The sequence below is a fragment of the Pseudomonas sp. M5A4_2d genome (assembly GCF_053345295.1).
Window position 1 is genome coordinate 1,206,141 of record NZ_JBKEZW010000001.1, and the last position, 10,141, is coordinate 1,216,281.

Below are 10,141 nucleotides of genomic sequence, written 5' to 3' on the forward strand. Positions count from 1 at the left end.
CCCTCACAATATAACCAATTAATATAACTCGACTAAATGACTATTTAGTTTAGTTATTCTTTAAAAGCACTAATAGGCTGCGTACCTGCCTTATGTCCCATCGATGAGGTGTCTGTATGCCTGCCCTCCTTGATAACGTGACGTGCCAGTTCTGCAGATACCCTTCCCTGGCTCATTTGTTAGGCCTGTACATAATCAAATCATCGTGCCGTGGAAGTCGAGCCGTTAGCGAGTCAGTACCATTGCCAGGAAGGCCTCCATCGTCTTTACAGATAGTCTTGTTTAACAGCTTTTCACAACCGCTCGGGACACACTTGGAGGACTATCCAAGCCGTCTTTAACGTTACTGAAGGAGCGAGCCATGTCAGTTGAAAGCGTGGGGAAAAACACGGTGCCCAAGCAAGGCGATAGCGGCTCGATCTTCGATGCTGCACTCAACGGTGCCTGGAAAAACGAGTGGACACGGCGCGAGGCGGCGCGCGACCAGGCCAAGGCATCGGGCAATGAAGCGTTGGCGCAACACTTCCAAAACGAACTGGATGTCCTGAAACTGATGATGCCGGAGGGTGTACCAAGCGACGCTACGCCACCCTTGGCAGGTGCCAGCGAATCAGAACCTTCGAAAAGCTCGGTGCTGGACACAGCACCACCTCTGCCAACTTCGAAATCATTGCCGACCCCATCGAACGCCGTTGCTGAGCGCCCCAAGGATGTGCCGACGGGTAACACGCTGAACTTCACCAACGAGCGTGACACGCCGATGACTATCGTGTTCACCGCCAATGCCGGCCAGCCCCTTGTTCCCTCCGTCACACTCAAACCCGGCGAAACACTGGCGCAGTCTTTCCCCGAAGGTTGGTCGGGTAACTTCCGCTCCTCGACCGGCGATGGCGTCAACGCCACACTTGGCGAAGTGGCTTTCAATGGTGGAGCGGACGGTAAGCAGACTTTCTACGACGTCAGCTATATCGAGGGCAACAACGCCCGTATGACCATCGAACCGAGCTCGGGTGGCCCGGTGTCCGGCACACTGAAGGACATCGTGAGCGGCGCACCCGACAGCATCAAGGCGCGGGATGAGCACGGCAATGTCTACGGGCTGAAGAAAACCACCAACGCGCAAGTCATCAACGATTCGGTGGTCAGCTACTACCGTGCCGCAGTCGGTGACGGCGAGGGGTACGTCGTGCCGAAGGATGACGCGAGCACGCTCGGCTCCAACTCCAACAGCCTTAACGTGCGAATTGCTTGATTAGGTTGCGCCCATACACGTCTAAAATCGCCCTATGTAAAAAAGCTGGCCCTTGAGGCCAGCTTTTTCTCGGATGGCAAAAGCTGAAGCTGACCGCCGCCGTAAGGACTGCAAGTACATACTAGACCGGAGACCCTTCAGTAACCGCTCGCCGCCGTCATCGCCCCACCCACGATCGCAATCCCTGAACTGCTGCCCAAGCGCGTCGCCCCGGCTTCAATCATTTTCACCGCCGTCGGGTAATCACGCACCCCACCGGATGCCTTGACCCCAACCCCGGCGCCTACGGTTTTGCGCATCAGTGCCACGTCTTCGACCGTGGCGCCGCTTCGGCTGAACCCGGTAGACGTCTTGACGAAAGCCACACCCAAGTCCCGGCAGATTTCGCACGCCTGGACCTTCTGTGCGTCGTCGAGCAGGCAGGTTTCCAGGATGACCTTCAACGGTACGGTGCCGCAGGCCTTGTGGACCACGGCAATATCATCGCGCACCGCGTCCAGCAGCCCTTCCTTCAACCAACCGATATTGAGCACCATGTCGATCTCCCCTGCCCCGGCGGCAATCGCCCGTTCGGCTTCAAATGCCTTGCTGTCACTCAGGCCCGCGCCCAGCGGGAAGCCCACCACCGCACAAATCACCACGGTATCGTCGGTCAGGCACGACGCGGCGTAAGGTACCTGTCCCGAATTCAGGCACACCGAATAAAAGCCGTGTTCCTGGGCTTCCTCGCACAAGGTGCGAATCTGCTCACGGGAGGCGTCGGGAGCCAGCAAAGTGTGATCGATGTACTTTGCCAATGCTGCGGGTTGAAGAGTGTTCATTTAACGGGCCCTTGCCTGTATGTTGCCAATGATCGTGTGCCGCTTGTCACAGCGCTCACAATAATACGTTATAATAGTCACACTTAATGTTGCTTATTTAACAACAACAATCAAGCCCTGGAATACTCGTGGACAGTAAAAAAGCCGAGCGACTCAAGCTTATCCAACAAGCCTTGCAGGACCAGAACGCCATTCACCTGAGGGAAATGGCAGCGTTGCTGGACGTTTCCGAGATGACGCTGCGCCGTGATCTCAATCACTTCAGCGATCACCTGCGACTGTTGGGCGGCTACATAACCCGGGGCGGCAGTGAGGTCAGCGAATACCGGGTCGCCGACCAAGGCACGCGCCACGTCGAAGAGAAACGCCGCATCGGCAAGCTCGCTGCCGGTTTGATACAGCCCGGTGACACGGTCTTCTTCGACTGCGGCACCACCTCGCCCTTCGTCATTGACTTCATCCCCAATGAGCTGGAGTTCACGGCCGTGTGCAGTTCGTTGAACGTGCTGCTCAAGTTGCATAACAAGCCCAACTGCCACATCGTCTTGTGCGGCGGCACCTTTCACCGCAAGAACCAAGTATTCGAAAGCAGCGCCGAAAGCAGCATTCTCGACAGCGTGCGCCTGACGTGGGCCTTCGTGACTGCGGCAGGTGTCAGTCAGGAATTCGGTGTGACGTGCTTCAACTTCAATGAAGTCGAGGTCAAGCAAAAGGTCCTGCGCCAGGCCCAGCAACGCGTGTTGCTCGCCGACTTCAGCAAGTTCGACACGGTGCGCACCGCTCATTTCGCCAGCCTGGAAGATTTCCAGTACGTGGTGAGCGACAAGAAAATTCCCCGCGCCTATAAAGAAGTCATCCAGGCCCGCGGTGCGCAATTGCTGGTTTAACCCAACAACCTCTGCCGTTCCTTCTTATTCAAATAGCCGGTGGTCACGCTGAACGAGGCGCTCGCCCCGGCCGCCAGCTGCCTCACGTGGCCTTTGGCTTTCTCAGCGTTGTAGCCCTCGGGCTCGCAGGTCGACGGCAGCACGAACGCGGCCACTTGCTGATCCGGTGCGTGCAGGACCCAGCGTGCGGCGTGCTCGAATTGCTCGGGGCGATAACGGGTGTAGAACGCGGCGCCATCGGGATGCTCGAGCAGAAAGTGCGCGTGGCCGCTGGCGTCGGTGCCGACGCCGTCGAGGAAAAACACAATTTCAGGGTCATACAGCGCAGGCGCTTCGAGACAGGCCAACTGGGTGGGATGCTCGGCCAGTTGCGCCATGTAGGCACTCCACTCGGGTGTCGGCTTGACGTGGTCCGGCACACTGGTCCGCAGGCGCAGACGCTGCATGCCCAGCGGCTCGACGAACCGGGCACCGTCCACATAGGCGTAGTTCATGTGGGCCATGTACATCAGGTCCATGGGCTTGCCGGCCAGGTTCGTCACATCCATCTCGATATCGAACAAGGCCGAATCGGCGCGCAGTGTCACGCTGGGGCAGGCCCGGTAGCGATCGCCGAACCCCTTGGCATATTCATATGACCCGCCCAGGCGCACAAAGCCCTCGCCCAACTCCAGCCAGGCGGTGTCCATAGGCGCGCAGGGCATTTCGCCGTGCAAGGCATGCGTGTCATCCGGCGCCGGGCAGCCGTTGCGCAGCAAGCCACTGTGAAACATGAAACAGCCATAGGTATCAATGACCGTCGGGCTCGGCCGGGGCTGCTCGAACAGGTTGCGCATGGTCAGGTCACACCCCTCGAACACGGCCGACCAGATCATCTGCCCTTGATAAGGCAGCACCACCAGGCGTCCACGGCTGTTCTCCAGGCTCAGGGCCAACACACCGGACGGGTAGGTCCAGGCACTGACCTTGAAATCCTCAGACTGCAAAAGGATCTTTTCCTGCTCGCCAAACACCGCACGATACAGCGCGATACGTGTGTTCATGAGGCCACCGCCGCTGCCGCGCCCGCTGGCAAGGTGTCTGACTGGCGCAGGCATTTGACCGCGTACATCACGATCACGATAAAGCACAGCAACGGCACGCTGTAGGCCAGTTGCATGTTGCCGCCGCTGGCATCGGACAACAGGCCCTGGAAGATGGGGATGACCCCGCCACCGACGATGCTCATCACCAGCAATGAACCACCGACGCCGGTGTCTTCACCCAGGCCATCGATGGTCAGGCCGTAAATGGTCGGCCAGCATGGGCCGAGAAAAATACTCACGCCAACCGCTGCATACACCGCCGAAATGTTCGGCACCAGAATCGTGTAGGCCAGCAGCACAATGCACAGCACGCCGTAAATCGCCAACACCCTGGCCGGGTGCAGCCTGCGCATCAGCAGGTTGGCAATCATCTTGCCGACAAAGTACGCCGCAAAGGTGGTCAGCAGAAACCATGAGGCGCTGCGTTCATTCATACCGCCCATTTGCATGGCCAGACGAATGGTGAAACTCCACACCCCTACCTGCGCGCCTACATAGAGAAACTGCGCCAGTACACCAAAGGTAAAACGCGGGTTACGCAACAGCCGCCCCAGGCTTTGACGCAGGCTGCCAGGCTTGCTGCCGGCAGGCTTATTGCCCTTGCACGCGGGGAACCGGGTAATGGCGATCAGGATAAACATCAGCACCAGTACAGCGATCATCCATTTGTACGGCAGCAACGTGGACTGGATCATCTGCAACTGCTGCACCGCCGCCTCGGAGGCGCTCATTTGCTTCAGTTGTTCAGTGGTGGCGTCGGAGTCCTTGAACATCACAAAGCTGCCCACGTACACCCCGGCCATCGCGCCGAATGGGTGAAAGGTCTGCGAGATATTCAAACGTCGCGTCCCGGTTTCCCGTGGGCCCATCAGCGTCGAGTAGGTGTTGCACGCGGTTTCCAGGAACGACAGGCCGGCGGCAATCACAAACAGTGCCAGCAGGAACATGCCGTACTTGGCGGTAGAGGCCGCCGGAAAAAACAGCAGGCAGCCAAACATGTACAACAACAGCCCGATCAGAATCGTGCTCTTGTAGCTCAAGCGACGCACCACCATCGCGGCCGGAATCGCTACAAAAAAATAGCCCAGGTAAAACGCCGACTGCACGAAGGCGGTCTGGAAATCACTGAGCAAAAACGCTTTCTTGAAGTGTGCGATCAGCACGTCGTTCATGCTCGCGGCGGCTGCCCACAGCGCAAAGATGCTGCACAGCAGGATAAAGGCGAACCAGGGCGTGCGGTTCAGGTAGAAACCGTCGGGGGTTTGTTGCAGCGCAGGTTTGTTCATTATTGTTCTCCGGGCTGATGGGGGTGTTACCGCTGTTGCTGAAAGCGGGCGAATGCTTCGCTGTCGGGATAGGAGGTCTGCGTACCCAGCGCCATCACCGAGCAGGCGGAATACGCCACTGCCTGTTCCATGGCGTGACGAATCCCGCCGTCGCGGTTCCAGTGTTGAATGAAGCAACCAATAAAGGCGTCACCGGCACCGGTGGTATCACGGGCGGCAACCCGTTGGCCCGGCACTTGGAATTCACCCTCTTCACCCACGTACAGCGCGCCTTGCTCGCCAAGGGTGACAATCACGTGGCGAATACCGCTGGCTACCAGGGTTTTTGCGGCGGTGCGGGCTGAGTCCGGCGAGTCCACGGTCTGGCCGGTGATCAGCGCCAGTTCCGATTCGTTGGGGATCAGGAAATCCAATTTTGCCAAATGCTCGGCGCTCAACCCGGCCATGGCCGGTGCCGGGTTGAGCAATACCGCAATGCCATGCCGGTGAGCGAATTCGATGGCGTAGTAGACCGTCTCCAGGTTGATCTCCAGTTGCAGCACGATCAACGTGCACGCGCGCAGGTCGGCTGCTGCCGCATCGATATCCGCAGGCGACAAATGCGCGTTGGCGCCTTTGACGATCAAAATGCTGTTGTGGGAGTCGGCCCGGACAAAAATCGGCGCCACGCCGCTGGAAACGCCGGGCACCCGCTGTACATAGCGGGTGTCGATACCAAAGTGCTGGAAGTTGGCCAGGGTGTTGTCGGCAAACATGTCGTCCCCGACCTTGCTCAACATCAACACATCCGCCCCAAGCTTGGCTGCCGCCACCGCCTGGTTGGCCCCTTTACCGCCGCAACCCAGGGCAAAGCCCGGTGCTTCCAGGGTTTCGCCCTGGCCCGGCATGCGGTCGATGTACGTAATCAAATCCACCATATTGCTGCCGATGATTGCGATCTTGCTCATTGCTATTCCACCTTGTTGCGGCACGACCAGGCAGGTTGTGGCGCTCTTGTTTTGTTATTTAAATAACATAAGGTGTGAATATTCAATCTTTTTTTGCGATGAGAGATCAACGGAGTGTGCACATGGCCGGCAGCGGCCTTAAGCAGTTGCTGATCGACTGCGTCGGGTCTGCTCCATAGCCCGACTCAAAAAGGGCAAGGTCGCAATTATGTAGCGTGTGTGTAAGCGTCACCTTGTGTCCCCGGGGAGCGCTCACTAAGCTGGCCGATCTTTTTTGATGCAACCCGGAATCCCCATGCCTCGAAGTATTGCCCACCTCGCCTTGCTGCTGGGGTTGATCACCGCCATAGGCCCTTTCGCCATCGACAGCTATTTGCCCGCGCTGCCCACCCTCGGGGCCAGCCTGCAGGCGTCGCCGGCGGCCGTGCAGATGAGCTTGACGGTGTTCTTCATGATCATTGGCGTGTGCCAGCTGTTCTACGGGCCCATCAGCGATGTGTTCGGTCGCAAGCCGCCGATTTATGCAGGATTGGTGATTTTTGCCGTGGGCAGCGTCGGTTGTGCGCTGGCCCCCACTATTGAAGTGCTGATCGGCTTTCGTGCCCTGCAAGCGTTTGGTGCGTGCGCCGGCATGGTCATTCCCCGGGCCATCGTTCGTGACCTGTATACCGGCCATGAAGCGGCGCGCTTGATGGCCTTGCTGATGTTGGTGATGAGTGTTTCACCGATCCTGGCGCCCTTGGCCGGCAGCGTCGTCATTTCCCTTTGGAGTTGGCGTGAAGTGTTCGTGGCGCTGGCTGTCGTGGCGGTGCTGTGCCTGGTGATGACCATCGTGCAACTGCCGGAAACCCATCCGGCCGAACGCCGTTTGGGCAAGACCCTGGGCAATGCGTTCGGCAGCTACGGCGCTCTCCTTCGTGACCCGGTATTCACTGGCCTGTCGGTGGTGTGTGGCTTTGGCCTGGCGACGTTCTTTGTGTTTATCGGCAGCGCACCGTTCGTATACATCGAGTATTTCGGACTGACGCCGACGCAATTCAGCCTGTGCTTTGCAGTAAACGCTGCCTCATTCTTCGCCATGAGCCAACTGACGGCGCGCCTGAGTGCGCGCTTTGGCCTGGCCCCGCTGATTCGCTGGTCGGTTGTAGGCGTTGCCGTGGTCATGACATTGCTGGCCACCACCACGCTCTGGAGCGACAACCTGGCGTTGATGATGGCGCTGCTGTTTATCGGTTTCGGCTTTCTCGGCCTGTTACTGCCGGCCGCGGGGGTGTTGTCCATGGAAGATCATGGTGCCGTGGCGGGTTCCGCGTCGGCACTGCTCGGTGCTATCCAAATGATCACGGCGGCCGTCTCGATGACCCTGGTTGGTGTGTTCGCCGACCACACACCTGCCCCCATGCTGATTGGCATCGCGCTGTGTGCCGTCGCCGCAATGCTGGTCACCCTGTGGACCCTGCGTCGTTTACCGACTCATCTGGCCCGCACAAGGTCCTGACATTGTTTTGACTGATAGCCGTTATTGGCCGGAATCCGTTCTGGGGCGGGGCCAGGCTTTATAGAATGGCGACCACAGTCAAACCGCCACCGATCGGTGCTGGAGGTCGTCATGCGTTACCTGTTTATTGCACTGCTGAGCGTGGTCAGCACTTTCGCCGCCGCCCAGGGCGCCCCCAATCCGGGCGCTGACAAACCGGTCAATCAGGCCGACGATTACGCCGAAGACTTGGATATCGCCAAGGCCGTGCGCAATACCAATGCCGCGTCCGCCACCTGCGGCCCGGTCAAGGGCCATGTTGTGTACGTTGACAGCCAGGGCGTGCGTCACGAACTGGACTATATGCGGGTCGGTGACACCTGCCCGCACAGTTAATCGCGCTTACAAATCAAACCGGTCCACCGCCCGCCGCCGCTCGTTGTCATCGCGCACGTCATAACTGGCGGTCGTCTGGATATTGGAGTGATGCGCCAGTTTCTGCGCGATCGACAGGTCATGCTCTTCGATCACCCGGGTGATGAAAGACCGTCGGAAATCATGGGGCATGATCTTCACGCCCACCTGTTCGCCGCGCTGACGGGCGATGTAGTAGATCGCGTGCTTGGTAATGCGTTCGCGCGTGATATGGCTGCCTCGGCGGATACGATTGAACAGAAATGGATCGTCCTGTTCGCCTTCCTTGAGGTGTTCGCGGCGAAACTCCAGCCATGCTTGCAGCTTGGCAAACGCCCAGGCGGGTGCGTACTTGATCAGTTCCTTGTTGCCCTTGCCGGTCACGCGCAAGCTGCGTTCGTCGAAGTTGATCTGCGCCAGGTCGAGGTTGACCGACTCCGACTTGCGCATGCCCGAGCCATACAAAATACCGATCACTGCCGCATCCCGCAGGCCCTGGGGGCGTGGGTCGGCGGCGCAGACGTCCATCATTTCGCGGATCAGTGTGCGCCGCAGGTTACGGCCCTGCCCCAGGCGGGTACCGGGCGCAGCCTTGACCGAACGCATCTTCAACAGGTGGTCCTGGCTGATCAAGCTCATGCGCCACGCCTCGTTCATTACCCCGCGCACCGCATTTACATACAACGAAGAGGTGTTCGGCGCATAGCCGTCCTCGCGCAACGCGGCAACCAGGGCAATCACGTGCTCGGGTTGCAGCAGGTGCCAGTCGATCTCTTCGAGATTGATGTCTTCAAAACCGAGTCGGTCGGCGGCGTCCTGCAGCACGTAACGCATGGTCAGTTGACTGGAGGGCGCCAGGCGGGTGAGGTAGAGGGTCAGCGGGTTGCGGATAGACTCAGTCAAGGTAGATCAGCCTTTGGATTAAATACCTCGACCAACTCATTGTTTAATCGAGGTATTTAGTGAATTGGCGAGCGCCGAGTTTAACGCACGACCGGCCCTTGCACAAAATCACTGGGCCGATTCGTCATCCTCTGTGGCGTCTTCGGGCTGAGGCTGGGTTTGGGTCTGGCTCCATTCAGTGTCCTGTTTCTGCATCAGCCCAAACCAATGCTGGCGCATGAACGCCAGGTAGCCGTCCGGCGCCTTGGCGAAATCACTCTCATCGCCATAGCAGCCGGGAAGCGGCAACTCCGTGCCCTGCTCCTTGTACTGGCTGACCAGCGCCTGTTGCGCTGCAATAGAGCAGTCCGTCGGCAGCGGCATGCCACGCAGGGCGCCAGCTTCCTCGTCCCACCAGCTCGCGCCGACGCGATCGACACCGCGCAGGCGGTACTTCTGGGATTTGCCGACATGCATGATCAGTTTGAATTCACGGGGGCTGACGTCGCTGGTGCACGTTCGCGAATAGCCCACGGTCGCCTGGGTCATGCCATCCCCGGCCAGGTCGGTGACCTTGGTCGCCGCCATGTCAAAGCGCAGCGCTGCATCGAATTGGCAATGCTGCACGTCGTCATAAAGCATCCAGACGCGTTTGGGATGGTCGCCCGCCAGTAGGTATTGGGCCGCATAGACGAAGGCCGACTGGGTGCCGTCATCGTCACGCTCGCCAACTTGCTCGGCGAGTACCAGCAGGTTTTTGCCTTGGCGGTCGTCCCAGGTATAGGCGGCGACCTGCTTGCCACGCACTTCCACGCCCTCCGGTACCTGCTCGATGCGCGAGAGCACTACCCCGTCGTCGGCCCGTACGGTCGTGACACAGGCCACGGCCATCAACAATCCCATCAACGCAGGCCGTAATTGGCCGCGAAAAAGCTGCACGCTATTCATCCGAGTACCCTGGCAAGAGATGGCTTACTTTACCGGCACTTGAGGGGCAATGCAGAGAAGATTGTTGAATTACAATCGGTCGGCGGCACAACGCTGAAATAACCCAGCAGTTTTACCCGGTAAACCTATTGCTTGGCGCTTC

At 59.0% G+C, this 10,141-nt stretch carries 10 protein-coding genes; 4 read left to right on the forward strand and 6 right to left on the reverse strand.

Features of this window, described 5'->3' with window-relative positions; genetic code table 11:
• Positions 1-361: 361 nt before the first annotated feature.
• Entirely contained in the window at positions 362-1,252 is an 891-nt protein-coding gene (locus ACLBW8_RS05510; protein WP_447804816.1) for a hypothetical protein, read from the forward strand.
• Between the two features lie 137 nt (positions 1,253-1,389).
• Here the strand turns inward: ACLBW8_RS05510 and deoC are convergent, their stop codons facing one another.
• Positions 1,390-2,073, reverse strand: a complete 684-nt coding sequence (deoC, locus tag ACLBW8_RS05515; protein WP_259762466.1) for a deoxyribose-phosphate aldolase — start codon at positions 2,071-2,073, stop codon at positions 1,390-1,392.
• A gap of 128 nt (positions 2,074-2,201) precedes the next feature.
• On the opposite strand from deoC, the gene deoR reads away from it, so the two are divergent.
• Positions 2,202-2,960 (forward strand): DNA-binding transcriptional repressor DeoR, encoded by a 759-nt coding sequence (deoR, locus tag ACLBW8_RS05520; protein ID WP_447804817.1) that lies wholly within the window; start codon positions 2,202-2,204, stop codon positions 2,958-2,960.
• Here the strand turns inward: deoR and ACLBW8_RS05525 are convergent.
• Genes ACLBW8_RS05525 through rbsK form a run of 3 tightly spaced genes read right to left on the reverse strand, consistent with a single transcriptional unit; the run spans position 2,957 to position 6,278 of the window.
• The gene (locus ACLBW8_RS05525; RefSeq protein WP_447804818.1) at positions 2,957-4,003 is read right to left on the reverse strand and encodes an aldose 1-epimerase family protein; all 1,047 of its coding nucleotides are present in this window, start codon (positions 4,001-4,003) and stop codon (positions 2,957-2,959) included. The genes deoR and ACLBW8_RS05525 overlap by 4 nt on opposite strands.
• Positions 4,000-5,331, reverse strand: a complete 1,332-nt coding sequence (gene fucP, locus ACLBW8_RS05530; RefSeq protein ID WP_064452465.1) for an L-fucose:H+ symporter permease — start codon at positions 5,329-5,331, stop codon at positions 4,000-4,002. Before fucP ends, ACLBW8_RS05525 begins: the two co-directional genes overlap by 4 nt.
• A gap of 26 nt (positions 5,332-5,357) precedes the next feature.
• Complete coding sequence (gene rbsK, locus ACLBW8_RS05535; RefSeq protein ID WP_447804819.1) at positions 5,358-6,278, reverse strand: ribokinase; 921 nt, start codon at positions 6,276-6,278, stop codon at positions 5,358-5,360.
• A 295-nt stretch (positions 6,279-6,573) separates the two neighbouring features.
• On the opposite strand from rbsK, the gene ACLBW8_RS05540 reads away from it, so the two are divergent.
• A complete protein-coding gene (locus ACLBW8_RS05540) occupies positions 6,574-7,776 on the forward strand; it encodes a multidrug effflux MFS transporter (protein ID WP_447804820.1) in 1,203 nt (400 codons plus the stop codon).
• A gap of 111 nt (positions 7,777-7,887) precedes the next feature.
• Positions 7,888-8,151, forward strand: a complete 264-nt coding sequence (locus ACLBW8_RS05545; RefSeq protein ID WP_447804821.1) for a DUF2790 domain-containing protein — start codon at positions 7,888-7,890, stop codon at positions 8,149-8,151.
• Between the two features lie 6 nt (positions 8,152-8,157).
• Here the strand turns inward: ACLBW8_RS05545 and ACLBW8_RS05550 are convergent, their stop codons facing one another.
• Positions 8,158-9,072 carry a site-specific integrase gene (locus ACLBW8_RS05550; RefSeq protein ID WP_221294800.1) on the reverse strand — a complete coding sequence of 305 codons (915 nt, stop codon included), beginning with the start codon at positions 9,070-9,072 and terminating at the stop codon, positions 8,158-8,160.
• Between the two features lie 108 nt (positions 9,073-9,180).
• Positions 9,181-9,999: a M949_RS01915 family surface polysaccharide biosynthesis protein gene (locus ACLBW8_RS05555; RefSeq protein WP_064452470.1), complete on the reverse strand. Its 819-nt coding sequence runs from the start codon at positions 9,997-9,999 to the stop codon at positions 9,181-9,183.
• Between the last annotated feature and the right edge of the window lie 142 nt (positions 10,000-10,141).